This window comes from Vibrio sp. Isolate32, from assembly GCF_022397955.1.
In the GTDB taxonomy this organism is placed as follows: Bacteria; Pseudomonadota; Gammaproteobacteria; order Enterobacterales; family Vibrionaceae; genus Vibrio.
In genome coordinates this window covers 163,945-188,159 of the sequence record NZ_JAKEUQ010000004.1, presented here as the reverse complement: position 1 = coordinate 188,159, position 24,215 = coordinate 163,945, and the positions used below count along the sequence as shown (strand labels likewise).

General features: G+C 43.2%; 24 protein-coding genes. 13 read left to right on the top strand and 11 right to left on the bottom strand.

Annotated elements, in window-relative coordinates; genetic code table 11:
* Positions 1-8 precede the first annotated feature (8 nt).
* Entirely contained in the window at positions 9-1,148 is a 1,140-nt protein-coding gene (locus L1D11_RS05195; RefSeq protein ID WP_239834715.1) for an efflux RND transporter periplasmic adaptor subunit, read from the bottom strand.
* Positions 1,149-1,407: 259 nt separating this feature from the next.
* On the opposite strand from L1D11_RS05195, the gene L1D11_RS05190 reads away from it, so the two are divergent.
* On the top strand, positions 1,408-1,851 hold the full coding sequence (locus L1D11_RS05190) for a cytidine/deoxycytidylate deaminase family protein (protein WP_004737813.1): 444 nt from the start codon (positions 1,408-1,410) through the stop codon (positions 1,849-1,851).
* 86 nt (positions 1,852-1,937) lie between these two features.
* Here L1D11_RS05190 and L1D11_RS05185 read toward each other — a convergent pair whose 3' ends face one another.
* The 3 genes from L1D11_RS05185 to pepT form a co-directional block, all read right to left on the bottom strand.
* Positions 1,938-2,780 carry a mechanosensitive ion channel family protein gene (locus L1D11_RS05185; RefSeq protein ID WP_239833461.1) on the bottom strand — a complete coding sequence of 281 codons (843 nt, stop codon included), beginning with the start codon at positions 2,778-2,780 and terminating at the stop codon, positions 1,938-1,940.
* A gap of 136 nt (positions 2,781-2,916) precedes the next feature.
* Positions 2,917-3,384 carry a DM13 domain-containing protein gene (locus L1D11_RS05180; RefSeq protein WP_239833460.1) on the bottom strand — a complete coding sequence of 156 codons (468 nt, stop codon included), beginning with the start codon at positions 3,382-3,384 and terminating at the stop codon, positions 2,917-2,919.
* A gap of 76 nt (positions 3,385-3,460) precedes the next feature.
* On the bottom strand, positions 3,461-4,693 hold the full coding sequence (gene pepT, locus L1D11_RS05175; protein ID WP_239833459.1) for a peptidase T: 1,233 nt from the start codon (positions 4,691-4,693) through the stop codon (positions 3,461-3,463).
* 324 nt (positions 4,694-5,017) lie between these two features.
* On the opposite strand from pepT, the gene L1D11_RS05170 reads away from it, so the two are divergent.
* From L1D11_RS05170 to L1D11_RS05160, 3 genes are all read left to right on the top strand, one after another.
* The gene (locus L1D11_RS05170) at positions 5,018-5,161 is read left to right on the top strand and encodes a hypothetical protein (protein WP_004737809.1); all 144 of its coding nucleotides are present in this window, start codon (positions 5,018-5,020) and stop codon (positions 5,159-5,161) included.
* A 342-nt stretch (positions 5,162-5,503) separates the two neighbouring features.
* Positions 5,504-6,556 carry an aldo/keto reductase gene (locus tag L1D11_RS05165; protein WP_275665951.1) on the top strand — a complete coding sequence of 351 codons (1,053 nt, stop codon included), beginning with the start codon at positions 5,504-5,506 and terminating at the stop codon, positions 6,554-6,556.
* 184 nt (positions 6,557-6,740) lie between these two features.
* Positions 6,741-7,475, top strand: a complete 735-nt coding sequence (locus L1D11_RS05160; protein WP_239833458.1) for an RNA methyltransferase — start codon at positions 6,741-6,743, stop codon at positions 7,473-7,475.
* Positions 7,476-7,569: 94 nt separating this feature from the next.
* On the opposite strand, the gene fdxA is transcribed toward L1D11_RS05160, so the two are convergent.
* On the bottom strand, positions 7,570-7,893 hold the full coding sequence (gene fdxA, locus L1D11_RS05155) for a ferredoxin FdxA (RefSeq protein ID WP_004737806.1): 324 nt from the start codon (positions 7,891-7,893) through the stop codon (positions 7,570-7,572).
* Between the two features lie 256 nt (positions 7,894-8,149).
* On the opposite strand from fdxA, the gene L1D11_RS05150 reads away from it, so the two are divergent.
* From L1D11_RS05150 to L1D11_RS05135, 4 genes are all read left to right on the top strand, one after another.
* Positions 8,150-9,781 (top strand): NAD(P)/FAD-dependent oxidoreductase, encoded by a 1,632-nt coding sequence (locus L1D11_RS05150; protein WP_239833457.1) that lies wholly within the window; start codon positions 8,150-8,152, stop codon positions 9,779-9,781.
* A gap of 195 nt (positions 9,782-9,976) precedes the next feature.
* Positions 9,977-11,182 (top strand): DEAD/DEAH box helicase, encoded by a 1,206-nt coding sequence (locus L1D11_RS05145; RefSeq protein WP_128164840.1) that lies wholly within the window; start codon positions 9,977-9,979, stop codon positions 11,180-11,182.
* Between the two features lie 108 nt (positions 11,183-11,290).
* Entirely contained in the window at positions 11,291-11,695 is a 405-nt protein-coding gene (locus tag L1D11_RS05140; protein ID WP_239833456.1) for a PPC domain-containing DNA-binding protein, read from the top strand.
* A 70-nt stretch (positions 11,696-11,765) separates the two neighbouring features.
* Positions 11,766-12,389 carry a 3'-5' exonuclease gene (locus tag L1D11_RS05135; protein WP_239833455.1) on the top strand — a complete coding sequence of 208 codons (624 nt, stop codon included), beginning with the start codon at positions 11,766-11,768 and terminating at the stop codon, positions 12,387-12,389.
* Positions 12,390-12,476: 87 nt separating this feature from the next.
* Here L1D11_RS05135 and L1D11_RS05130 read toward each other — a convergent pair whose 3' ends face one another.
* Positions 12,477-13,313 (bottom strand): DUF6279 family lipoprotein, encoded by an 837-nt coding sequence (locus L1D11_RS05130; RefSeq protein ID WP_239833454.1) that lies wholly within the window; start codon positions 13,311-13,313, stop codon positions 12,477-12,479.
* A 276-nt stretch (positions 13,314-13,589) separates the two neighbouring features.
* Between L1D11_RS05130 and L1D11_RS05125 the strand changes: the two genes are divergently transcribed.
* Positions 13,590-13,763: an RNA helicase gene (locus tag L1D11_RS05125; RefSeq protein ID WP_239833453.1), complete on the top strand. Its 174-nt coding sequence runs from the start codon at positions 13,590-13,592 to the stop codon at positions 13,761-13,763.
* A 104-nt stretch (positions 13,764-13,867) separates the two neighbouring features.
* Here L1D11_RS05125 and dbpA read toward each other — a convergent pair whose 3' ends face one another.
* From dbpA to L1D11_RS05110, 3 genes are all read right to left on the bottom strand, one after another.
* Positions 13,868-15,247, bottom strand: a complete 1,380-nt coding sequence (dbpA, locus tag L1D11_RS05120; RefSeq protein ID WP_239833452.1) for an ATP-dependent RNA helicase DbpA — start codon at positions 15,245-15,247, stop codon at positions 13,868-13,870.
* A 148-nt stretch (positions 15,248-15,395) separates the two neighbouring features.
* Positions 15,396-16,304: an aldo/keto reductase family oxidoreductase gene (locus L1D11_RS05115; protein ID WP_239833451.1), complete on the bottom strand. Its 909-nt coding sequence runs from the start codon at positions 16,302-16,304 to the stop codon at positions 15,396-15,398.
* A gap of 217 nt (positions 16,305-16,521) precedes the next feature.
* Positions 16,522-17,088, bottom strand: coding sequence for a hypothetical protein (locus L1D11_RS05110; RefSeq protein ID WP_239833450.1), 567 nt, complete (start codon positions 17,086-17,088; stop codon positions 16,522-16,524).
* Positions 17,089-17,289: 201 nt separating this feature from the next.
* Here L1D11_RS05110 and L1D11_RS05105 point away from each other — a divergent pair, with 201 nt between their 5' ends.
* The 3 genes from L1D11_RS05105 (at position 17,290) to L1D11_RS05090 (ending at position 21,896) form a co-directional block, all read left to right on the top strand.
* Positions 17,290-19,137, top strand: coding sequence for a M3 family metallopeptidase (locus L1D11_RS05105; protein WP_239833449.1), 1,848 nt, complete (start codon positions 17,290-17,292; stop codon positions 19,135-19,137).
* A gap of 495 nt (positions 19,138-19,632) precedes the next feature.
* Positions 19,633-20,757: an SEL1-like repeat protein gene (locus tag L1D11_RS22610; protein ID WP_275665950.1), complete on the top strand. Its 1,125-nt coding sequence runs from the start codon at positions 19,633-19,635 to the stop codon at positions 20,755-20,757.
* A gap of 815 nt (positions 20,758-21,572) precedes the next feature.
* Positions 21,573-21,896: a hypothetical protein gene (locus L1D11_RS05090; RefSeq protein WP_239834794.1), complete on the top strand. Its 324-nt coding sequence runs from the start codon at positions 21,573-21,575 to the stop codon at positions 21,894-21,896.
* A gap of 432 nt (positions 21,897-22,328) precedes the next feature.
* Here L1D11_RS05090 and L1D11_RS05085 read toward each other — a convergent pair whose 3' ends face one another.
* Complete coding sequence (locus L1D11_RS05085) at positions 22,329-22,763, bottom strand: MarR family winged helix-turn-helix transcriptional regulator (protein WP_102478962.1); 435 nt, start codon at positions 22,761-22,763, stop codon at positions 22,329-22,331.
* Entirely contained in the window at positions 22,756-23,379 is a 624-nt protein-coding gene (locus tag L1D11_RS05080) for a DJ-1/PfpI family protein (protein WP_102478963.1), read from the bottom strand. The genes L1D11_RS05085 and L1D11_RS05080 overlap by 8 nt, the downstream gene beginning before the upstream one ends.
* Positions 23,380-23,613: 234 nt before the next feature.
* On the opposite strand from L1D11_RS05080, the gene L1D11_RS05075 reads away from it, so the two are divergent.
* Positions 23,614-24,210, top strand: coding sequence for a tyrosine-type recombinase/integrase (locus L1D11_RS05075; RefSeq protein WP_070967984.1), 597 nt, complete (start codon positions 23,614-23,616; stop codon positions 24,208-24,210).
* Positions 24,211-24,215 lie beyond the last annotated feature (5 nt).

The window sequence follows — 24,215 nt, the reverse complement described above, 5'->3', positions numbered from 1 at the left end:
TACGCCCCTTACTCTGCTTGCTCAGTCGCAGAAGGTTGAATGCGAACAGACATACCGTTACGAACACGCTGAAGGCCTTGAGTAATAACGGCATCGTCTTTCTCTAGACCAGAATGGACAATCACACCACCCTCAACCTGTCGGCCCATCTCAATGTTTCTGCGTTCAGCGACAGGCGCGCCTTCACCGTCAGCCAATACCATGACAAAGTCACCTTCAAGGTCGGTTTGAACTGCACGGCGTGGAATAGTTACGACATCAATAGGCTGCTTTTCACGTAGATCAACGCGAACATGTTGGCCCGGAAGTAGTTGCTGGTCTGGGTTATCCGCTATCGCACGCATCGCGATAGTACCGGTATTCAAGTTAATACGGTTGCCTAGGAAATCTAGCTGGCCTAAATGCTCAAACGCTTCACCATTCTCAAGCATAATTTGCACTTCAACTCGCTCACTGTCACCAGTACCGTCACCTTCAATTCGGTCCACCCCTAGCTCGATACGCTCACGCTCACTGATGCTAAAGGATGCATGGATTGGATCTAAGCTAACTAAAGTCGTTAATACGCCAGAAGATGGAGAAACCAGATCACCCGTGCTCACTTTGGTATCACTAATACGTCCAGAGAAAGGCGCAACAATCTTAGTATGAGAAAGCTGAACGTTAGCGGCATTTAACTGAGCTTGGCCTGCTTCAAGTTGTGCTTGAGAGCCTAGCAAGTTTGCGGTTAGTGCATCGAACTCCGATTGAGAAATACTGCCTTTAGGAAGTAGGTTCTTACCACGATTGAAATCAAGCTCGGCTTTTTTCAGGTTCGCGTTCGCTTGAGCAACAGCCGCTTTCGCACTTGCTACTTCGGCTTCAAATGATGACGGTTCAATCGAATAAAGGAGCTGCCCTTTTTCGACCATTTGCCCTTCATTGAAATGACGGCTTTGAAGATAGCCAGAAACCTGCGCAGTAATTGCCGTGTCTTCAACCGCTTCAATACGGCCGATGTACGACTTACTTTGCTGATGAGAAATAACGCTAACATCCTGTACAGCTACGAGAGGTAATGGCGCTTGCTTGGCATTCTGGGCATCTTGCCCACATCCAGCAAGAATAAGAGAGCTTGCAAGAGCCGTAAGGATTAACTTTTTACGCATGGTTATACCGTCACTTATGAGAAATTGAACAGCATAAAAGTTACGTAACACAATCGCTTCAAATGTCCGAGGAATATCAATTATAACTCGCAAAAGTGTTTCAACTTGTAAATTGAAATTGGATATATATCAACCCTTTACAAACCATCAACAATTCATGATCAAATATACGTTTGTTACTTCCCCTCTCTGTATATATTGTCTAACATAATATAGTTTCAATAATAAAAACTCATACTTCCTTGTTAAGGTAATTCGAATGATTTCAAAATGGGCAAAACGTTTCTATCAAATGGCGGAATTAGTCGGTTCCTGGAGTAAAGATCCGTCCACTCAAGTTGGTGCAGTTATCACCAAGCACAACCGCATTGTTTCAGTTGGCTTTAATGGCTACCCTCATGGCGTATCAGATAGTGCTGACACTGACGATCGTGAGATGAAATATCTGAAAACGCTTCACGCAGAAGAGAACGCAATCTTGTTTGCTAAGCGTGATTTAGACAGCTGTGAAATCTGGGTGACTCACTTCCCTTGTCCAAACTGTGCAGCAAAGATCATTCAAACTGGTATTTCTGCGGTTCACTGCCCAGAACAAAGTGAAGACTTCCTTTCTCGCTGGGGAGACAAAATCAAAGTGAGCCAAGATATGTTTGAGCAAGCAGGCGTACAAGTTGATTGGTTGCCATTGGCAGACCTAGACTAAGCGAACAGATAGCAAGAACAAAAAAGCCGAGAGTCGATATTATCGCTCTCGGCTTTCTTTTGTTTGGGGCTTAGCGGACCGCAGAATTAAGCACTAATCGGGAACGCCTCAGAGTATGCTTCCATAAAGTCTTTACGAATCTCTTGCTCTAAGTGAACCGCCTTCTCGGTTGGACAGAAAATCATAAAGTGGACCTCTTGTTCACCCGTCGAACTGCTTGTGATGTGAATGTGAGGCTCTGAACCCGGAAGGTCGACGCCAGCGTGCTTTTCAATGACGCTGTTATAACGACGCGCAACGTCAATGAACTCCTCACAATGCTCTTCAATTTTCGAGATTAAGCCAGGCACCATTGGGTAGAGGTTAACGAAGTCTTTCACCGTAACCGTGAAGCTATGATAAACGTAGCGTTTCATGAAGTTGAGATTCTTCACCGGGTAAGTAAAGAACATGCTGTTAGGTAGCGTGGCCGTCTTGCCAGTAAAGTGGTATTGCCCATGATACAGGTCGATTTCCTGAATCACAGTCGCCATCAAGTTATGTTCGATCACTTCACCACTAATTTTACCCACTTCAATCCAATCACCAATTCGGAAAGAGCGTGAGCTAGCACGTTGAATCGAGCCAGTGAAACACAAAATGATCTCTTTTGAAGCTACTACGATCGCAACGGCAATCGCTGTTACAGAGAGAGCAAACTCACTGATTTCAGACTTCCAGAGTAGGAAAAGCGTTATGACAATTATCGCAAAGGTGCCGTTTTTAGTTCGGGACATCCAATTACGTTGGTCTTCGCTAAGGAAAGCAACATCACCCCTAATTTGAGACAAGGTGATTCGGCGGATGATTAAAACCAGACTGATAATCAGCGCACTAAAAATAAACTTATGAGCGAGTAGAAAATCTATTACTTGCCACACTATTTCCATTACTTAATCCTTAGCATTACAACATTTAGCTTTACGACGGTTCGCTTTACAATAAAGCCGCTAATATCAGTGCTATGAAAAAGCGCTCAACTCCTGAGCGCTCGTGTTCATTCTGGTATCAGCCTAACTAAGGCTATCATTTTATCTTGGCAGAAGTAATAAATTGGCCAAAAGTTTCACACCAAATCACAACGGTATTAAATCGATTAAGATCAGTACCTTCCGGTAGGTCAACCATAAACCGGTCAAATGTTTTGACATCTCCGACTCTTAGTAATTCGCTCTTACTGTCATTAAAGGCTTGCTCGGTTTCAATGAACTTAGGAGAGAGGTAAACCTTATAATCTGGGCCCGGAGCAAGTTCGCCTTCAAACGCAATTGCACTTTCTGAAACCGAAACGATACCCTCACCCCAATGTAAGAAATCACTGTCTTGGCGGTCTTTAGTGAACTCTCCGGTATAAATGGCCTGTTGGCTGATCGCTTCAACCGAGCTCGAAGATGGAGAATCGGGTTCAATTAAGATGGGCAGTGCGTAAACCCCAAGCCCAAAACCAACAGCACCCACGGCTAGGTGGGTGCAAAGTAAAACTAACTTTTTCATCGCGTACTCCCTTATGCTTAAAGAGAGTATTATTGAATACTCTCAAAAATACAAAGAGATATTGCGTTAAAGATAGCTATTTTTGGTAGTGAGCGGCTGTGCGTTGCGATAACTCAACAATCACTTTTACCGCTTGTTCCATGCCTTGGATAGTGATCAACTCATGAATACCGTGGAAGTTGTAACCACCAGTAAAGATGTTCGGGCATGGCAAGCCCATGAATGACAAGCGAGCACCGTCTGTACCACCTCGGATCGGTTTGATCATAGGCTCCACATCGCATTCGATCATCGCTTGCTTAGCCAACTCAATAATATGCTGATGAGGTTCAACCATCTCTTTCATATTGAAGTAGCTATCAGTAAGAACCAACTCCACATGCCCTTTCTCTAGGCGCTCGTTCAATTCATCGACTTTTTGTTGCATGAATGCCTTACGCGCTTCTACGCCCTCGCGCTCAAAGTCACGAATGATGTAACCTAGCTCAGAGCGAGCGACACCCATTTCTGCTGATTTCAAGTGGTAGAAACCTTCATAGCCTTCAGTACATTCCGGCGTTTCTTGTGATGGCATCATCAATTGGAACTGCGCAGCAATGTTCATCGAGTTCACCATCTTACCTTTTGCGGTACCTGGATGAACGTTCACGCCATGACAGATAACATCCGCACTTGTGGCATTGAAGTTCTCAAATTCCAACTCACCAACGGGCCCACCATCAATGGTGTACGCCCATTCGGCGCCGAACTTTTCAACACTAAACAAATCCGCACCACGACCGATCTCTTCGTCTGGCGTGAAACCAATGCAAATGTCACCGTGTTTGATTTCAGGGTTTGCTTTTAGATAAGCGATAGCACTGATGATTTCAGCGATACCCGCTTTGTTGTCTGCACCCAATAAAGTCGTGCCGTCAGTAGTAATAAGGTCATGACCATGCAAAGTATCAAGATCAGGGTATTGGCTTGGATTTAAGCTTTCACCACTCGTGCCAAGCTCGATGGTTCCACCTTGATAATCTTTAATAACTTGAGGTTTTACATTCGCGCCTGATGCGTCAGGAGCGGTATCCATGTGTGCGACAAAGCCAATAGCAGGCACTGCGTAATCTACATTCGACGGCAACTTAGCCATCAAATAACCATTTTCATCCAAAGATACATCTTTTAGGTCTAAGGCAATCAATTCTGACTTCAAGGCTTCAGCAAAGGTGATTTGCCCCGGTGAACTTGGGCATTGCTGATTAGAAGGATCGGATTTGGTATCAAAAGTAACGTAATTCAGGAAACGTTCTACAAGCTTTTCCATAATTCATCTCACCATGGATTAAGTAATTGATTTACTGACCTAATTATTAGATAAATACGAGCGCAGAGTCAGTAGCGAGGTGTTTCATCTTACGCCCCTGACTATCTATGTATTTGCTCTAAATCATTATTGTGCGAAATTTGATGGGCTTCCTATACTGAATTTAGAGGGTTACGTCAGTTCAGTATTGCATACGGATGATGAGCGATCGCTTTGTACACATTCTACGCCCTCCGCTCTCAGCCTAAAAAAAGTACAAAGTGGATGATGATCACAATTTATCTCCGATGCAGAATCTGTCATACGTTAGACGGAGATATAGTTATGACGATTAATAAATATTTCATTTTCTCTCCTCAAGCCTCTGAGGAACAACTTCAACCAGTATTAACTGAAAAAGAAGTTCAAAGGCAGGAAGCTCTAAAGCAGGCGCAGACCCAAGGTGGATTTGATACCAGCGCAGCCTAGTAGCTCACGTATATCTAGCACCATCAATCCCCTATAAATGAGCTCTATTCACTATCCGGTAGAGCTTATTTATTTTCAGTACCTCTTCCCTCGATTTGTTTTTAATTCATTGACACTGCCAATCATTAGAGTGTGTTTCTCGCACCTAAGCTTTTGTTACTTTTCACACATCACGCACGCTTACTCAAGCCGCTGAGAAATGACTCATTAAACTGCCTCAAGCGATACCTTGTCTTGTCATTTTGTGCTAATAATTCATATTCGTTTTCATTCATCACTCGCCCTTTTTTCAAAACTATAATGCGAGTACTAGAGAACCCAACAACAGGAATCCTGAATTCAATGGAATATTCAAAACTAGGAAGTAGCCAAATTCCCGTTTCCCGAATTTGTCTTGGGAGCATGACTTGGGGGCTGCAAAATACTCAACAGCAAGCCGACCAACAAATTGAATACGCACTAAGCCAAGGCATTAACTTTATTGATACTGCAGAGATGTACGCAGTACCACCTTCTCCAGAAACCTACGGCAAAACCGAAGCGATTATCGGTAACTGGTTGTCGCGCAACCCACAGCGTCGCCAAGAGTTAATCATTGCCAGTAAAATTGCTGGTCCTGGATTGCCTTGGGTTCGTAACGGCGGCCCTATCACTGGTGAAGCGGTGATCGCAGCAGTTGATGCATCATTGAAGCGCTTGCAAACGGATTACATCGATCTGTACCAACTTCACTGGCCAAATCGCACAACGCCACACTTCGGTAAACATTTCCCTAATCAGATTCGCTTTAGCGACATTGACAGACAACAACATGAAGCTGAGATGCTGGAGATCTTACAAGCTCTTGCAAGCTGTATTAAAGCGGGCAAAATCCGCCACGTTGGTCTATCCGATGACAGCACTTGGGGCATTAACACTTACCTTAAGTTAGCCCAAAAACATGACTTGCCGCGTATGGTCTCTATCCAAAACGAATTCAGCTTGCTGCACACAAAAGACTGGCCATATTTGATTGAAAACTGCGTGCATGAAGACGTTGCTTACTTACCGTGGTCACCTTTGGCGGCCGGCATGCTGAGTGGCAAATACATTGATGGCGCAAGGCCGGAAGGTAGCCGTTGGACTTACATGCAGCGCAAAGGTATTTTCCGTGATACTGAGTTGGCTAATGAAGCAGTTAAAGGCTATGTAGAAGTGGCAAACGCTCATGGATTCACGCCGAGTCAACTCGCCTTAGCATGGTGTAACCAAGTGGATGGCGTTACCTCAACCATTATTGGTGCAACCACCATGGAGCAGCTTAAAGAGAACGTAGCAGCGTTCAGTAAGCCGCTTTCCGAAGAGATTCTGGCCGATATCAACACCGTCTTTAAGCGCTACCCTGTGCCGTATTAAGCAGTAGGTTAAGCTTATCAGGTTCCGTTGAGCTTTAGTTGATCCTATAAGAGCGCACTATTTGGTGCGCTTTTGTTTTTTAAGTGGGTCGCTTTTGCTTTTATATGGATCGCATTGGCTTATCGCACTTTTGGTTATCTAACCTTTGCTCTATAATGCGCGGGCTTATATCTAGGATAAAAACATGATTTCAAAAAACCAATTAAAACTCCTTCGTGCTTTGGGCCAAAAGAAACAACGTAAAGCCCACGGCCTGTTTCTAGTTCAAGGTGAAAAGAACGTTCTTGAGCTATTCAATAGCGACTTAGTCGTAAAGAACGTCTTTGCTACTGCTGATTTCTTATCTGAAAATCACGCAGCACTGATTGGGTTTGATTGTGTTGAAGCTTCGCTAGACGACCTAACCAAAGCAAGTACTTTGGTTAGCAACAATGCCGCAATTGCTATGGTTGAGATTCCAAAGGTTGAATTACCAGAAGCGACAGGTTTGATGATCGCGCTTGATGGCGTATCTGACCCGGGCAACCTAGGTACGATCATTCGCGTAGCAGACTGGTATGGCATTAAACATATCGTTGCGAGCAGTGATTGCGCTGATCCATACAACCCTAAAACCATCAGTGCGACGATGGGTAGCTTTGGCCGAGTACACGTAAGCCAAACGGATTTACCAGCTTACTTAGAGCAAGCGAATCTGCCCGTTTACGGGGCGTTTTTGGAAGGCGAAAGCGTTCATAAGACTGACTTTACTGCGAACGGTATTTTACTGATGGGCAGCGAGTCTCACGGTATTCGTGAACACGCAGCGAAGTTCGTGACAGACAAGATTACCATTCCAGCATTCGGTGGGGCTGAATCTCTGAACGTAGCAATGGCGACGGGTATCATTCTTGACAACATGCGTCGTCAACATAGTTAGAGTTCATCCACTCACTGACTAACAGACAGTGTGCAGATATTAAAAAAGGCGTATTGATTAAATCAGTACGCCTTTTTATTTGAGCTTTTAAGAATTACTTCTCTAGCATTGCCAACTTATCAGGCACGCCATTCCACTTTTCCGCATCATCCATTGCTGGTTTTACTTCTGTTTGTACAGGCCAAATCTCAGCAAGTTCTGCGTTCACTTCAATGAAGATCTTTTGATCTTCAGGCAGTTCGTCTTCTTGGAAGATCGCTTGAGCATCACATTCAGGTACACATAAACCACAATCGATACATTCGATCGGGTTAATTACCATGAAGTTTGGGCCTTCATGGAACGCATCTGCGGGACACACTGCCACACAGTCTGTGTATTTACATTGAATACAATTATCGCCTACGACAAATGCCATGATGCTCTGCTCTATAAGTTAGTCAAAATTGAAGAATGGGGATAATACTCATCCCAAAGCAAAATTCAACATCATACGACTCTAATATCATGTCTATTTGCTCCATGTTTCCAAATTAGTATGACAGATAAATCAAATTCTCGTAAAATGCGCGCCATTGTGAGCTTATCGCTTCTTCCCAACATCAGTGTTACATAAAACTCTGCATTCACTAGAAGCGGTTTAGCTAAGACACCTATAAGAACGAGACATCGAAATGATACGTTTAACCGAAATTAAACTTCCACTAGACCACGAAGAGTCTGCCATTCAAGAAGCGATTGAAGCGAAGCTTGGCATCAACTCAGATCAGGTTATCTCTTTTAATATCTTTAAACGTGGCTACGATGCTCGTAAGAAATCAAAGATCCTGCTTATCTACACGCTGGATGTTCTCGTTGAAAACGAAGCTGAGCTATTAGAAGCCTTCATCAGCGACCCACACGTAAAAGTGACTCCTGACATGGAGTACAAGTTCGTAGCTAAAGCGCTGGAAAACCAAACTGAGCGCCCTGTTGTTATCGGTTTTGGCCCTTGTGGTCTATTCGCTGGTCTAGTGCTTGCTCAAATGGGCTTCAACCCAATCATCGTTGAACGCGGTAAAGAAGTTCGTGAACGTACTAAAGATACCTTTGGTTTCTGGCGTAAGCGTACTTTGAACACAGAATCAAACGTACAGTTTGGTGAAGGTGGCGCAGGTACATTCTCTGACGGTAAGCTTTACAGCCAAGTTAAAGATCCAAAACACTACGGCCGTAAAGTAATCGAAGAGTTCGTTGCAGCTGGCGCACCAGAAGAGATCCTATACGTAAGTAAGCCGCACATCGGTACCTTCAAACTGGTTACCATGATCGAAAAAATGCGTGCTTCTATTATCGAACTAGGTGGCGAAATCCGCTTCAGCACTCGTGTAGACGACCTTCACATGGAAGATGGCCAAATCACGGGTCTAACACTTTCTAACGGTGAAGAGATCAAATCTCGCCACGTTGTACTGGCTGTTGGTCACAGTGCTCGTGACACATTTGAAATGCTGCATGACCGTGGTGTTTACATGGAAGCGAAGCCTTTCTCTGTTGGTTTCCGTATCGAACACAAACAGTCAATGATTGATGAAGCTCGTTTCGGTAAGAACGCGGGCAACCCAATTCTAGGTGCTGCAGACTACAAACTGGTTCACCACTGTAAGAATGGCCGCACTGTATACAGCTTCTGTATGTGTCCTGGTGGTACTGTGGTTGCTGCAACCTCTGAAGAAGGCCGCGTTGTAACGAACGGTATGAGCCAATACTCTCGTGCAGAGCGTAATGCAAACAGTGCAATCGTTGTTGGTATCGACCCAGAACGCGATTATCCAGGTGACGCTCTAGCGGGTATCCGTTTACAACGTGAACTAGAAAGTGGCGCGTTTGTACTAGGTGGTGAAAACTACGATGCTCCAGCACAAAAAATTGGCGACTTCCTGAAAGGTCGCGACCCAAGTGCTCTGGGTGATGTACAACCATCATTCACACCGGGTATCCACCTAACAGATATTTCAAAAGCGCTGCCTGACTTTGCAATCGAAGCGATTCGTGAAGCAATCCCTGCGTTCGAGAAGAAGATCAAAGGCTTCTCTACCCCAGATGGCCTACTAACAGGTGTTGAGACTCGTACGTCTTCTCCGGTATGTATCAAGCGTGGCAAAGACTTCCAAAGCATCAACCTGAAGGGCTTCTACCCTGCTGGTGAAGGCGCTGGTTACGCGGGTGGTATCCTGTCTGCTGGTATCGATGGTATCAAAGTTGCGGAAGCACTTGCGCTGTCTATGGCAGAACAGAACCAAGCTGAGAAGATTGAGATCGCTTAAACGCTTTCGATAAAGCAAAGCTAGATAGCAATCAACTAAAACTAAAAATCCAGTGTCTTGTCGACACTGGATTTTTTATGTCTATGTTACTAGCGGTACACAAGCAACATGGTAGAATGCCGCCATTAATCTTATCCTTGTATAAGATTGTTGAACCTTTCCATCGCTATTTAGCCAAATCATACCGAGAAACTTATGCCATTTTCCAAGCTTGGATTAAGCTCACCTATTGTTAAAGCCGTTGCAAAACAAGGCTACGAAAAGCCAACCTCTATTCAAGAAAAAGCAATTCCAATTGTACTTTCTGGTAAGAACCTTATTGCGGCAGCACAAACAGGTACAGGTAAAACTGCGAGCTTTGTTCTCCCTATCTTAGAAATGCTAAGTAAAGGTGAAACGCAACGTAAGAAACGCATCCGTGCTGTGATCCTTACACCAACGCGTGAGTTGGCGGTTCAGGTTGAGCAAAACATCAAGAAGTACGCGAAGTTTTTAAACCTAACGTCGTTAGCAATGTACGGTGGTGTCTCTTACCAACATCAAAAAGATCGTCTGATTGAAGGTGTTGATATTTTAGTGGCGACGCCAGGACGCTTGATCGACATGTATGGTCAACGTGCGGTTCACTTTGATGAAGTTGAAGTGTTAGTTCTGGATGAAGCAGATCGCATGCTAGACATGGGCTTCATCGAAGACATCAACAAGATCATCGCTCGCTTACCACAAGATGTACAAAACCTGCTGTTCTCAGCAACGCTTTCTACACCAGTACGTGCACTAGCGAAGAGTGCTATCAGTGATGCTGAAGAGATTTCAATTGCCAAAACAGATGCATCAAAAGCGAACATTGAGCAATGGTTAGTAACGGTAGATAAAGACCGTAAGTCTGCACTACTAAGCCACATGATTACTGAAGGTAACTGGGATCAAGCGCTTATCTTCATCGAAACCAAGCATGGGGCAGCTAAACTCGTATCTCAACTTGAAAAGCGTGGCATTCATGCTGAAGCGTTCCACAGTGGACGTAGCCAAGCGATTCGTGAAAAGATCTTGGCTGACTTTAAGAAAGGTCACCTTAAGTTCCTAGTGGCAACGGGCGTTGCTGCACGTGGTATTGATATCGACAACCTACCACGAGTTGTTAACTACGATATGCCTTTCCCAGCAGACGACTACGTTCACCGTATTGGGCGTACTGGCCGCGCTGATGCAACCGGTGAAGCGATCTCTTTCTTATCAAAAGACAACTTCAAGAACCTATGCATTATTGAAAAGCGCCTTGGTCACTTAATTGAACGCCGTGTGGTTGAAGGTTTTGAACCACGCAAAGAAGTGCCTATTTCGGTGCTGAACTTTGTTCCTAAGAAGAAAAGAGAACAGCAAGCAAAAGAAGGCAAGTAATTAACCGAGCTGATTTCAAGCCAAAGCGTAACGCCAAATTATAATCAAAACGAAGCCAACTAAGGCTTCGTTTTGTTCTTTACACCAGTGAGAGTTAGAGGGAAGCTAATGATTACCCCAATTGCAACACGATTGACCCGAGGCCAAGACTTAAAGCTTGAACTACAAAAGCTAGTGACTAAACATAACGTCGCTGCAGGCTCTATTGCATCTTGTGTGGGCTGTGTTTCCCAACTCAATATTCGCTTAGCAAACGCAAACCACACAAAGTTAATTCAAGCGCCGTTCGAAATCGTGTCTGTCATGGCAACACTAACGCCCAACCACCAACACGTTCACATTTCGGTAGCTGATGAGAATGGCGATGTGATTGGTGGTCATTTACTCGAAGGAACCATCATCGCTACCACCGCTGAATTGATTCTTCATCGCTACGATACCTTGGCCTTCAGCAGAGAGCATGACGATTCGACAGGTTACACTGAGCTCACTATCAGTGATAACCCACAATAAGCTGGCTACACCGAAGGCAATACCAACGCTTACATAAAGCGATACAGATAAACAGTTATTAGGAAACACCATGGCTCCACACTCCGCAGACTCCGTTATCGTTCTCGATTTCGAAACCACTGGCTTGTCCCCGAATATGGGCGATCGAGCGATAGAAATTGGTGCCGTGAAACTCGTTAACGGCGAAGTAGTCGACACCTTTCAACAACTGATGAACCCAGGATTTCGCGTGAGCGGGTTCATTGAAGGCTATACCGGAATCACTAATCGCATGTTAAGCACTGCTGCTAGCTGTGGAGAAGTGATGGATGAATTTGCAGACTTCATTCAAGACAGCCAATTAGTTGCTCATAATGCCTCGTTTGATAAGCGCTTTCTTGATGCAGAGTTAGATAATATTGGTCGTGATTACAATGGGAAATTTGCATGCTCAATGCTGATCGCTCGTCGCCTTATACAAGACGCACCGACTCATAAGTTAGGTGACCTTGTGCGTTTCAAGAATATCGACAACGATGGTACTTTCCACAGAGCGTTAGCCGATTCAGAGATGACAGCGAGACTATGGTTATTAATGATTGATGAGCTGCAGAGTGACCACGGTATACATCAACCTAGCTTCCGATTGATGCAGAAAATATCGAAGACAGCCAAAGGCGCTATTCCAAAGCTCCTGGTGAGCAACCGAGGTTAATAACGTTCACAACAAATAATTTAGGTAGAAGGCCGCTGTATGTTTCTAGAACGGCATTTTCATTTATTAGAAAGGCTAACTTACGCCCTACTCTTGCAAGGTAATCAGTGTTGACTCAAGGCTCTCTAATTCATTCATGAAATAAGACCATTGCTTATCACTACTTACCGCTGTGATGTCCACTAAGAACTTGGCGGATGTCTGCATATTCTTGTTGAGTTGAGATTCCAAACCGTCGGGGTAATAAGACTCATTGTTCAAAAGCAACTTCATAATAATCGGCTGAGAGATGTGCAAGTCACTCTTCTTTTCCATCAGTAGAGTGAGATCTTGATAAGTATTATTTTGATACTCTCGCCAGCTATTATTGGTATTTATCCACTCTTGAGACCAAGTCACAATAGTCTGTTTTTGTTCTTTTGATACCGCTCCAAACCATCGCTCTAAACGATCTTCTATTCGTTCGCGATATCGTTCTCTAGAATCATCATCATTCAAAGATAATCTCTCTTCGTAAAACTCTTGCTGCTTTTTTCTAAAGTTGGTTAAGAACTCTCTATCCTGCTTAGGGTTAAGCTGCATACTTAATGCGTAAATGTCAGGAGAGAATTTATTAACGATGGTTCGAATGTGATTCTTTATTTGCTCACTTTGCTCAACAATAAAAGCGGAGTTCAACTCTGAACGACTCTTACTTTGCAGCACTTGTAACTGCTCAATATAAAGCGGCAGCTGAGTTTCTTTGTGCCATAATTGAAGAGAGTCTAAACGAGCCTCTAACTCGGATTCTTGGCTATTAGATAAAGAAACAAAGTCTTCTATGTAACTCATCGCAAACCAACTGATGTTGTTATAAGCGAATTTACTCCCACATCCAACAAATAGGAAACAGACCAATAGAAGTAACCAACGGCATTTTCTCATTACACCCTCTCACAGCCTATGACTAATCAGTAAACCCAAACGACAAAATAGATTTGCTCTTGATCTTATAACATTAGCTATAAAAGCAAGTTCTCGTAAAACTTTCAGATAAATTGAGACTTAGCCTTGCCAAATAGGCCATTTCGGCAAATGATTAAAATAAAACCTATTTTTAGCAGTGATGTTATTCGGCTTTTTTACTTATTTGAAATGCACGCTGGAAATAGTTGCACGATTTAAATAAGTATCGAATGATCAGTATTTGGGAGGGAAGCTATGGCCGCTATTCCTGAAAATACCAACGCGTTAGAATACGAGCTTTGCTATTTTGACGATGGGGAAGTAACTACCATGACAATAATAGCGAGCAACCGACAGGAAGCGATGACTTGGTATCTTAACGAAGGGAAACATCTGAACGACCTTTATTCGATAAGGCCCGATAAATAGAGAGCCGATTAATCGTTAGATAGAATGGGGCAATAGACCAATCCATTGTGAAATACCCTTTACTGCACCGTGCTTACGTGACAGTAAAGGGCTAGAATCTCGAATTACTTCAGAATTCGGGCGCGAAATTGACGGCCCTTCATTTTGCCTGATTCGATCTTATTCAATGCTTTCTTAGCAACAGAACGTTCTACTGCTACGTAAGCGCGCATTGCGAATAAATTAATCTTACCTACCGACTTGCCTTCGATACCACCTTGACCTGTCAATGCACCAAGAATATCACCAGCACGAAGCTTGGCTTTCTTACCACCATCAATTTGGATCGTCACCATGTTTGAGTAGTATGGTTTAGCGATTGGCTTCGCTGGTAGTTCAGATGGCTCGATTGGCATATCCATGTACTCATCAATTTGAGCAACACGGTACATTTCTTTTTCGCTAAAGAAACTAATAGCGATGCCTTTGCTACCAGCACGGCCTGTACGACCAATGCGGTGTACGTGAACTTCAGGATCACGAGATAACTCGAAGTTGAATACTGCATCTAGGTTATCAACGTCTAGGCCACGAGCCGCAACGTCTGTCGCAACTAGAATCGAGATAGTTTTGTTTGAGAACTGAACCAAAGCTTGATCACGTTCGCGCTGCTCCATATCACCATGCAGCTCGATAACGCTAAAGCCACGGTGGCTTAGTTCGTCAGTCACGTTCTGTACTTCTTTCTTCGTGTTACAGAACACAACCGCTGATTCTGGTTGATGATGAAGTAACAACAACTCTAGAGCATCGTCACGAGCCTCAGAACCTTCAAGTTTGTAGAAGTGCTGTTGAATACTCGAGTGATCGTGCGTCGATTCAACTTTCACCATTTCTGGGTTACGCATGATGCGGTCAGCAACTGATTTAATTTGTTTAGGGAAGGTTGCACTAAACAGCAGAGTCTGACGATCTTTTGGTGCAGCATCGATAACTGCATCCAACGCGTCTTGGAAGCCCATCTCTAGCATGCGATCGGCTTCATCTAATACCAGCGTGTTCAGCTCAGATAGGTCAATGCGGCCTTTCTCTAAGTGATCAAGAATACGACCTGGTGTACCGACTAAAATGTGAGCGCCATGCTCTAGTGAGCCAATTTGTGGCCCCATTGGCATACCACCACACAGTGTCAGCACTTTAATATTGTGAATACCACGAGCAAGCGTACGAATCTCTTTTGCTACTTGGTCTGCCAGTTCACGAGTCGGACACAACACTAGAGATTGAACACGGAAACGCTTAACGCGTAGGTTTTGCAGCACGCCTAAACCAAAAGCAGCTGTTTTGCCTGAACCCGTTTTACCCTGACCGATAACGTCTTTGCCATTTAGGATAGTAGGAAGACTTAACGCTTGGATCGGCGTCATTTCAGTATAACCAAGAGAATCCAACGTATGCAGAAGCTCAGGTTTAAGGGCGATAGAAGAGAATTTTGAAGTGCTCAATGGAAATATCCAACTGGTGAAAAACAGAGTGCATTATGAGTGTTTTTGAAAATTATTCCACCTTAATCACAGTTTGGAAGAACCACGCTGAACGAAAACTAAAAAGCCAGCTTTGTTAGCTGGCTTTTGCTTCTTTACGGATTGCTTTCTATGGCACACCATGGTCTTTAGAAGCCACCCACACGCGATACCATTGTTCGCGAGTCAGCTCGATTTTCAGTGCATCAACAGCTGTCTTAACGCGTTCAATCTTACCAGAGCCAATGATAGCAATTGGGTTAGATGGTAAACGACGTACCCAAGCGTAGATCACTTGGTCAATACTGTCTGCACCCACTTCTTGACGAATCGCTTCTAGTTCTTCACGTACACGAATTGCTTGTGCAGAGTCACCACTGAAAATACTACCGCCACCTAAACAAGACCATGCCATAGGACGAACACGGTTCATCTGTAGTTGATCCAAAGTACCGTCGTGTACAACGTCGAAATTCAATGGGTTGATTTCAACTTGGTTAGTCACTAACGGTTTGCCTAGTCGAGATTGCAATAATTCGAATTGACGTGGTGAAAAGTTAGATACACCAAAGTGCTTAACCTTACCGACTTTGTGCAGCTCAGCAAAGGCTTCTGCTACTTCGTCTGCATCCATTAAGGCATCAGGACGGTGAATCAGCAATACATCGATATCGTGAACGCCTAGGCGCTCTAATGAGTTATTTACTGATTGGTAGATATGCTGTGCGCTAGTGTCATAGTGATTGATCTTACGCTCAGGAGTGTGGTCACCACACAAGTTGATATCACACTTGGTGACAATTTGAATCTCGTCTCGAAGGCTAGGCTCCAGCGCAAGTGCTTCACCAAAAAGCTTTTCACATTGGTAGTTACCATAGATATCCGCGTGATCAACCGTTGTGATACCAAGGTCTATGTGTTGCTTAAGGAAAGTTAGACGTTGTTGAGGGGTCATGCCCCACTCTGCCGTACGCCAGTATCCTTGCACCAACTCAGAAAATTCTGGGCCTTGTGGCGCTATCGTTACTTTTGCAACCATGGGTTGTCTCCTTTATCAATACTGAGCGTATCCTATGCTCGTTTTACCGACGGCTCAACGTTTAACAAATGGCAAAGGTAAACGCTTGCTAAAACTGTGAGAACAACAGAAAAACGAACACTCAAATCAATAATAGCTTGCTGTCTGGCTCTCAGGCGTTCTACGAAAAAGGTGGTTTACTCGAATGAAAAATAACACTTTCTATAAATTTGAGTGATTAAAAGCGATTAAGTTCCACGGTCAAATTGTCTCCGTCACTCGTGAGAACGGTCCAGGGAGAGTCAACATTCGGGACATTCCATCGGCTTATTTGCTCTGAAGAGTCGTGCGATCCATTCATAAACTCGATCAACTGCTTGTCCACGATGTCAGCACTTACTCCTTCCCTTTCTGCCAGTTCAAGTTGGCTCACAACATCGAACTCATCTTCCCCAATATGAATTGAGCTGAGCGCAAAGCCATCTTGGCGTAGGTATGCTTGAAGTTTGGTGTAACTTAATTTGGAATATGGCAGTGTGAAACGAACGGCTTCGACACTTGATGCTCTTAAGTCCAACTCTACATACACATCAAGATCGTAGTACTGCGTTAGGTCACTACACAGCTGAGTGCCTTCGACTTCGCCACAATCCATTAAAACGATGTCGTTAATATAGTGTTGGGAACTAGGCTGAGCGTGGCTCGTGTTAAACACGGTTCGCAGCCACCAGCTTTCACTCGCTTGCACGGAGGCAGAGAAGATATTGGCGGCTAATAGTACGACAAGGGCAGAAAGACTTTTCATTAATGTTGCTTATTCAAACCACAGGTGTGATTCATTATACGTAACCGATCAACCAGCAACCTGTCAAGACAATGATTTAAGCTAAAAAGTAAGACTCGACTGAGCAAACGCTAATCGGCAAACCTTCAATCAAACATCATAAATATCACTTAATAAGTGTGTTATATTAATGAAATTAATAGTTAATTTTCAAGGATTGTAATGACTGCAACGAACTATCTCAACCAACTAAATCACAAGTATCTTGCGACTCACAAAACAAAAGAAAACTTCTTTTGGGATACCTATATGGGCATCAGTGACGATCATGATGGCTCAACCCTCGCTCAAACTCAATGGACCGAGTTTCTAAGCTCTGCTGAACAGATAAAGGCTATCGAAGCCCAACTCAGTAACGTAGACCAAATTCAAGATCCTCAAGAAAAAGAGAACACCTTAACCGGGCTAAATGGTTGGTTAGCTACGTTCAAATCGCATGCTATTGAATCGCAGTATTCACAAGCGCTAAAGGCAGACCTCATCAAGTTTGAAGGGGAGCTGTTTGAGAAAAAGCAAAACCACGTGATGACTTACGTAAATGAAGCAGGTAAAGAAACAGAAGGCTCGCTTCCTGTCCTAGGTTCAGCTGTGAGAAGTAACAGTAGTGAGCAAGTTCGACGTTCAGCACACCAAGCTTTATTGGGGCTAGAGCAATGGCTGCTTGTGAACGGCTTTATTGAACTCATCAAGAAACGTAATAAGTTTGCCCAGTCTCTGGGGTTCAAAACATTTTTTGATTATTCTGTCGTAAAAACTGAGCAGATGACCACAGGGCAACTGTTTGCGATTTTGGACGACTTTGAGGCGCGTACCCGAGATAGTCACCAAAAGAGTCTCACCAACTTGGCTGTGCAAAAGGGTCAAAGCGCCCTCGAAGGCCATAACTTCACCTACTCTTTTGCTGGTGATGTGATGAATGACCTCGACCCTTACGTCCCTTTCTCAAAGTCATTGAGACGCTGGATTGAATCTTTTGGTCGCTTAAATATCGAATACTCTCAAGCCACACTGAAGTTGGATCTTCTTGATCGCAAGGGCAAATACCCAAATGGTTTTTGTCATGGGCCTATTCCTTCGTACTATGACCAAGACACTTGGGTGCCAGCTCAAGTCAACTTCACAAGCAACGCTAAGCCCGATCAAATAGGTAGCGGCTATGATGGAATCAACACGCTGTTTCATGAGGGCGGACACGCGGCACACTTTGCCAACGTCAAAATGAACGCGCCATGTTTCTCTCAAGAGTTTGCACCGACCTCGATGGCTTACGCGGAAACTCAATCTATGTTCTGCGATAGCCTATTGAATGATGCCGACTGGCTAAAACAATACGCGGTCAATGATAAAGGTCAGCCGGTACCGGATGAGCTCATTAAAGCGATGATTGATAGCAAACAGCCATTCAGAGCTTACCAAGAGCGCAGTATTCTTGTGGTGCCTTACTTTGAACGAGCGCTGTATGAGATGGCTGATGAAGATCTAACGCCTGAAAAGATCACAGAGCTCGCTCGTCGTAGCGAAAAAAGCATACTCGGTTTGGACTGCAGCCCACGTCCATTAATGGCGATCCCTCACCTGTTATCAGACGAAGCCTCTTGCGCATACCAAGGTTACCTGCTGGCTCACATGGCGGTGTATCAAACGCGTGCTTACTTCACTGACAAATTTGGTTACTTAACAGATAACCCTGAGATCGGCCCTTTATTGGCTAAGCACTATTGGCATAAAGGCAATAGTGTTAATCACAATGGAACAATAGAGAGTCTGACTGGAGAAGGTTTCAATGCCAAATACCTTGCTGATGAATGCAACTTAACACCTGAAGAAGCTTGGGCAATTGAAGAGCAAAAAATCACACAGCTGTCGACAAGAGAGCGTGCACCTGTTGCTGATTTGAATGCGAAGATATCGATCGTTGATGGGGCAAACGAGTTGGCGAATAATGACAGATCAAACCATCAGATGTGTGATGAGTTTGAGCACTTCATCGTTGGAAAATACGGTCGATAACAATAGTCGACAATAACAGTTGATAGATTGTGTTTTGAGACTAATGAAAAAGGCAAAAATGAGTAGTGATCACAACAAAAATGAGTAGTGACAAAAATGAGTAGTGAAATAACTCATTTTTGCCCCGAAATTGGTTTCGCTAAAAAGTCCACAATCACAGTCGATTAGTTTTTGACCTAATAGAACTAATCTGAAACCCAAACTCATAAAGAACTAAAAATGGGTATTAGAGTGCAGTTGTTAGTTCAAAGAAACTCGATGACTTTTGCTCTACAAACCACTCTTAAAACGTCATAAACTTACAAGGCGTTATGGAAGCATATCGCCTTGATAAAGTGTCCAAAATCTTTGCTAAGAGCGTTTGAGGGGCTCTGAGGCGTCTTATTGGTAGCTAACTTGCCTGTTTAACATAATAGGAATAATGAACACCGATTTTTGAATTGGTGTGCTTAAAAAGGTATTGTTTATTTTCATTTTACAAATAGAGTTTTGTCTATGAGAAGAATCCTTACACTTACTTTGCTCTTGTTTGCATCGTTTGCACAGTCGGCAGACTTTTATAAAGGTCTTGATGCTTACGATCAAGGCGAGTTTAAAACAGCCTACAATGAGTGGATTCCTTTGGCTGAGCAGGGGAATGCGTCTGCTCAATATCACCTTGGGATTATGTACGCCAATGGCGAAGGCGTACTCCAAGATGATAAGCAGGCTGTGTATTGGTATCGAAAAGCTGCTGAGCAAGGACATGCTATGGCTCAAAACAATCTTGGTGCGACGTACCGTGAAGGGAAAGGCGTGCCTCAAGATGATAAACAAGCGGTGCATTGGTATCAAAAAGCCGCTGAGCAAGGACATGCTATCGCTCAATATAACCTTGGGGTTATGTACGCCAATGGCGAAGGCGTACTCCAAGATGATAAGCAGGCTGTGTATTGGTATCGAAAAGCTGCTGAGCAGGGAGATTCGGATGCTCAATATAACCTTGGGGTTATGTACGCCAATGGCAAAGGCGTACTCCAAGATTATAAGCAGGCTGTGTATTGGTATCAAAAAGTCGCTGAGCAAGGACATGCTATCGCTCAATATAACCTTGGGGTTATGTACGCCAATGGCGAAGGCGTACTCCAAGATGATGAGCAGGCTGTGTATTGGTATCGAAAAGCTGCTGAGCAGGGAGATTCGGATGCTCAATATAACCTTGGGGTTATGTACGCCAATGGCGAAGGCGTACTCCAAGATGATAAGCAGGCTGTGTATTGGTATCGAAAAGCTGCTGAGCAGGGGTATGCGTCTGCTCAATATAACCTTGGGTTAAGGTACGCCAATGGCCAAGGCGTACTCCAAAATGATAAGCAGGCTGTGTATTGGTATCGAAAAGCTGCTGAGCAAGGACATGCTATCGCTCAATATAACCTTGGGGTTAGGTACGCCAATGGCCAAGGCGTACTCCAAAATAATATAAAAGCGTATATGTGGTTTAATCTTGCTAGATATAATGGATATAAAAATACAAAGTCGGCATTTGACTTTATGAAAAAGTTAATGGCACCTGTTGATGTTGGTAAAGCACAAGAAGCATCCAATATATGTTTGGAGTCTAACTATAAAAAATGTGGCTAACTTGGATGTTTAATTTAACGTAACGTCACTTAGTGCGAACTAATATTTAGACACAGAAATCGTCAATTTCACCGTGAAATCACCCTTGAAAACCCACCTTAAGCCATTGATTTTCAATTAAAAAACAAGGTTGCAAAAAGGTGTCTTTTTTCGGGAAAACTGTTTTTTGTAATTGATGATTTTCACTGTACTTTTAACGTAACTGCACTTAGTGCGCACCTAAACCAATACTTTGCCCACTTTCTTCGCTCCTGATAGTGGGCTTTTTTTCAGCTTGCCATACCTATAGTTATTCATGATTTGCTAATATTCGATTTGCCGAAACGCATTTTTGTCCAAAAGCTTCTCAGGTTGATTTCTTACCCGTGCCACTTTCTAGCTCGAAAATGCCCCTTAGTTTGTTAGACCAAATACTCTACAAATTTTAGTTGTGTGCTTTGCCCCTACAAAACCTAATATCAAGTTCTGGATGATTTATATACCATCTTTAATTTCTTTTCTGTATATCTATACGGTTTATTAATTTTGAATGTTGTTTGAATACGGATAGTGGCATGTTTTATTTAGAGTTTGGTCTCGCTTTGTCGATGGTTGGTTTTGTAGGTTGTTGTCTCTAAAGGTTTGTGGTTTTCACATCTTGGATAACACGCATTGTTAAAAAGTGATAACACGCTGGCGCGTTTTATGTGAGGATTGAGCATGAATCTTGATGTATTTTCAATTTTTTTAGTGACTTATGATAAGTTGAGCAAAAAACGAGTAGTTAGGAAAACGAGACTGCCTGTTATTAATAATGTTAGGGTTACAAGGAAACTATGTCTCATATTGAACAATTTTGTGAATCAGCAATAGCTAAAGGTGATGGCACATCGGCCCATGATAATGAGCATTTTGAGGCAATGAAATGCGCTATTAGTAATCTTTCAGATTTATCCGAATTAGTGCCTTTACTAAAACATAACAATGAATGGGTAGTTTCTTGGTCGGCAAGTCACCTCTTAGTTAATGGGCAAACATCAAAAGCTGTTGAAGCCCTAAAAATCTTAGTTCAAAGGGGTGGTATATCGGGTTTCTGCGCAGAGGTTGTTATTCAAGAGTACGAAAGAGGTACTTTCGTATCTCCTTTTGTGTATAAGTAAACCTAACAAGCTAAGTCAACGGGGCAATTTTAAGCTGGCCCCCGTCGATTCGCTACTAATTTGGGGTTGTTAGATGAGCTAGATGGGGTTATTTCTGAAAATCTGGAAGTTAGAGAGTTCTCGGTGGTTTTTTCTGATCATGAAGCAATGGCTTGTAACCTATATCCAAATAATCTTTAGAGTGTTCATTCAAAAGTACCATGCATGTCAATTGTACTATTTGCCATACCTTCAGTTATTCATGACTTGCTAATGTAAGGTTTTTCGAAACTCATTTTTGTCCAAAACCTTCACTGGTTGAGTTTTTACCCGTGGCATTTTCTAGCTCGAAAATGCCCCATTCCGCGTTAGAGTGATTATTCGTTGGTGAATCGTGCCACTGAAATCAGATTACATTTTCTCATGATTGGCGCTCTGTATCACTCATATAGATTAAAGGCTTTTCATTGCGGTTGATAGTTCAGTTATGGCTTTAACCATTTCAGCTACTTTTTCTTCCCCAACCGTATCAATTAGTTGCTCTGCATATGCTTTATGAAATGGTCTTATTTTTGACAGAGCATTATGACCTTTTGGCGTTAACTGAAGTAACATAGCCTTTTGATGAGATGGATTTTCTAATGTTTCTAACATACCTTCATCGATAAGCTGTTTGCTGGTTCTCTGAACGCTTTGACGTGTGATCCCCATTTGACGTGCGACTTCAGCTTGTGTAAGAGGATCATTAACAAGAGCCCCCAACACTTGCCAGCGAGTTGCAGTGAGATCTGCCCGAGAAGCAATATTCTCGGCTATTGATAAAAACTGACCATTTAAAGAAAAAACAGTTAGGGCTAAAGTACTGAGGTCATGTCTTGGGTCACTCATTGAAGGAATTCTCCATTAACTCGTAAAAACCAGTTATGTCCCGCTGTTCGAATAATTTCAACCAAGAATCTAGCGTAGTTTCAGAATAGATCTCCAACTTCCTGAATATCTCTGCCGCAAAAGCAATAGGTTCAATACCCCCTGCGGTGATCAAATAGTCTGTCGATACAACGGGTTCTTGGATATAGTTCTGGCTACCTGCATATCCTGTCATTTCCAGAAATTCTTTTGCATTACTAGTATGCGGAACATTATCTAATATACCTTTTCTCGCTAAAGCAGCGGTTGCACCACAGATAGCTGCAACACAAATACCATTGTCGATAAAACGCTTGGCTGCATCGACAAAATCATCGATGCCGCCTGAAGCAGCATTATCTGAACCACAAAGAATAAGCATTTTACCATCAGAGGGATTTAGCTTATCGAGAGATAAATCTGGCACGACAGTTAATCCACCTTTAGTTCTAATCGATTCTTTATTTCGCCCAACCGTCTTTATTACAAACCTGTCAGGGAAAGCTTGAAACTCTTGAGAGTTGATATGAGCCAAGACATACCCGTACTCCCAATCAGAGATACCGTCATATACAGCTAGATAAATAGATTCCTTCATAAATTACACCTCAAAAATGACAACAGACTTACATTGTGTCAGCGTGCTGTCATAATTACAAGGAAATAAATTCAATGGGAGTTGCATACAATTTCACAAACTTTACATTAATTAAGTTGATATCACAGAGTTCAGCCTTTCAGTTTCTGTCCACCGACATTTAAGAGCTTCCTAAACCCTACTAAATTTGACGGCCAAACTTCATGTTGACCAAAACACTGAGAGGAGGTCATCATGAGAAAGTTATCTTCTGGAAAATGCAGTGGCATCAAAAGGCCATTTAAGCTTGAAGAGATCTGGCGGATCAGAACTAGGCTGGAGATTGAAAATGATCTGATGCAGCTCGCATTACTGAACCTAGCTATAGATAGCAAATTAAGAGCGAGTGATTTACTAAAGCTACACGTTTACGATGTTTCTTCGCAAGGGGTTATCTATGAAAGGGTTCAGTGCATCCAGCAAAAAACTGGCACCGATGTCCATTATGAGATTACTCCGAGAACACAGCAAAGTATTAGCCGATGGATTTTTGCAGCATCCCTAGAGGCAAGCAGCTTTCTATTCCCGAGTAGCCGACGCTTTGGGCAACCTATCAGCTACTCATTCTATCGTTCAATTATCAGGAACTGGGCTGTAAAACTGGGACTGAATGCTGACTATTACGGCACTCATTCCATGCGCCGCACCAAAGCCACGTTAATATATGCCAGAACGAAAAACATCAGGGCCGTACAGATTTTACTTGGACATTCGAAGCTAGATAATACAATTCGATACCTTGGCGTTGAACTAGAAGACGCTCTGAGGTTGTCTGAGAAAACAGACTGCTGACAGGT

Excerpts from the sequence above, each read along its gene's own strand:
- L1D11_RS05125 (WP_239833453.1), top strand. The coding sequence starts at position 13,590 with ATGGCCGCTATTCCTGAAAATACCAACGCGTTAGAATACGAGCTTTGC.
- L1D11_RS05195 (WP_239834715.1), bottom strand. The coding sequence starts at position 1,148 with ATGCGTAAAAAGTTAATCCTTACGGCTCTTGCAAGCTCTCTTATTCTT.
- L1D11_RS05185 (WP_239833461.1), bottom strand. The coding sequence starts at position 2,780 with ATGGAAATAGTGTGGCAAGTAATAGATTTTCTACTCGCTCATAAGTTT.
- L1D11_RS05085 (WP_102478962.1), bottom strand. The coding sequence starts at position 22,763 with ATGAGTGACCCAAGACATGACCTCAGTACTTTAGCCCTAACTGTTTTT.
- L1D11_RS05105 (WP_239833449.1), top strand. The coding sequence starts at position 17,290 with ATGACTGCAACGAACTATCTCAACCAACTAAATCACAAGTATCTTGCG.
- L1D11_RS05140 (WP_239833456.1), top strand. The coding sequence starts at position 11,291 with ATGATTACCCCAATTGCAACACGATTGACCCGAGGCCAAGACTTAAAG.
- L1D11_RS05150 (WP_239833457.1), top strand. The coding sequence starts at position 8,150 with ATGATACGTTTAACCGAAATTAAACTTCCACTAGACCACGAAGAGTCT.
- L1D11_RS05160 (WP_239833458.1), top strand. The coding sequence starts at position 6,741 with ATGATTTCAAAAAACCAATTAAAACTCCTTCGTGCTTTGGGCCAAAAG.
- L1D11_RS05090 (WP_239834794.1), top strand. The coding sequence starts at position 21,573 with ATGTCTCATATTGAACAATTTTGTGAATCAGCAATAGCTAAAGGTGAT.
- L1D11_RS05075 (WP_070967984.1), top strand. The coding sequence starts at position 23,614 with ATGAGAAAGTTATCTTCTGGAAAATGCAGTGGCATCAAAAGGCCATTT.
- L1D11_RS05190 (WP_004737813.1), top strand. The coding sequence starts at position 1,408 with ATGATTTCAAAATGGGCAAAACGTTTCTATCAAATGGCGGAATTAGTC.
- L1D11_RS05180 (WP_239833460.1), bottom strand. The coding sequence starts at position 3,384 with ATGAAAAAGTTAGTTTTACTTTGCACCCACCTAGCCGTGGGTGCTGTT.
- L1D11_RS22610 (WP_275665950.1), top strand. The coding sequence starts at position 19,633 with ATGAGAAGAATCCTTACACTTACTTTGCTCTTGTTTGCATCGTTTGCA.
- L1D11_RS05080 (WP_102478963.1), bottom strand. The coding sequence starts at position 23,379 with ATGAAGGAATCTATTTATCTAGCTGTATATGACGGTATCTCTGATTGG.
- fdxA (WP_004737806.1), bottom strand. The coding sequence starts at position 7,893 with ATGGCATTTGTCGTAGGCGATAATTGTATTCAATGTAAATACACAGAC.
- L1D11_RS05115 (WP_239833451.1), bottom strand. The coding sequence starts at position 16,304 with ATGGTTGCAAAAGTAACGATAGCGCCACAAGGCCCAGAATTTTCTGAG.
- L1D11_RS05170 (WP_004737809.1), top strand. The coding sequence starts at position 5,018 with ATGACGATTAATAAATATTTCATTTTCTCTCCTCAAGCCTCTGAGGAA.
- L1D11_RS05165 (WP_275665951.1), top strand. The coding sequence starts at position 5,504 with ATGGAATATTCAAAACTAGGAAGTAGCCAAATTCCCGTTTCCCGAATT.
- L1D11_RS05130 (WP_239833454.1), bottom strand. The coding sequence starts at position 13,313 with ATGAGAAAATGCCGTTGGTTACTTCTATTGGTCTGTTTCCTATTTGTT.
- L1D11_RS05110 (WP_239833450.1), bottom strand. The coding sequence starts at position 17,088 with ATGAAAAGTCTTTCTGCCCTTGTCGTACTATTAGCCGCCAATATCTTC.
- L1D11_RS05145 (WP_128164840.1), top strand. The coding sequence starts at position 9,977 with ATGCCATTTTCCAAGCTTGGATTAAGCTCACCTATTGTTAAAGCCGTT.
- L1D11_RS05135 (WP_239833455.1), top strand. The coding sequence starts at position 11,766 with ATGGCTCCACACTCCGCAGACTCCGTTATCGTTCTCGATTTCGAAACC.
- pepT (WP_239833459.1), bottom strand. The coding sequence starts at position 4,693 with ATGGAAAAGCTTGTAGAACGTTTCCTGAATTACGTTACTTTTGATACC.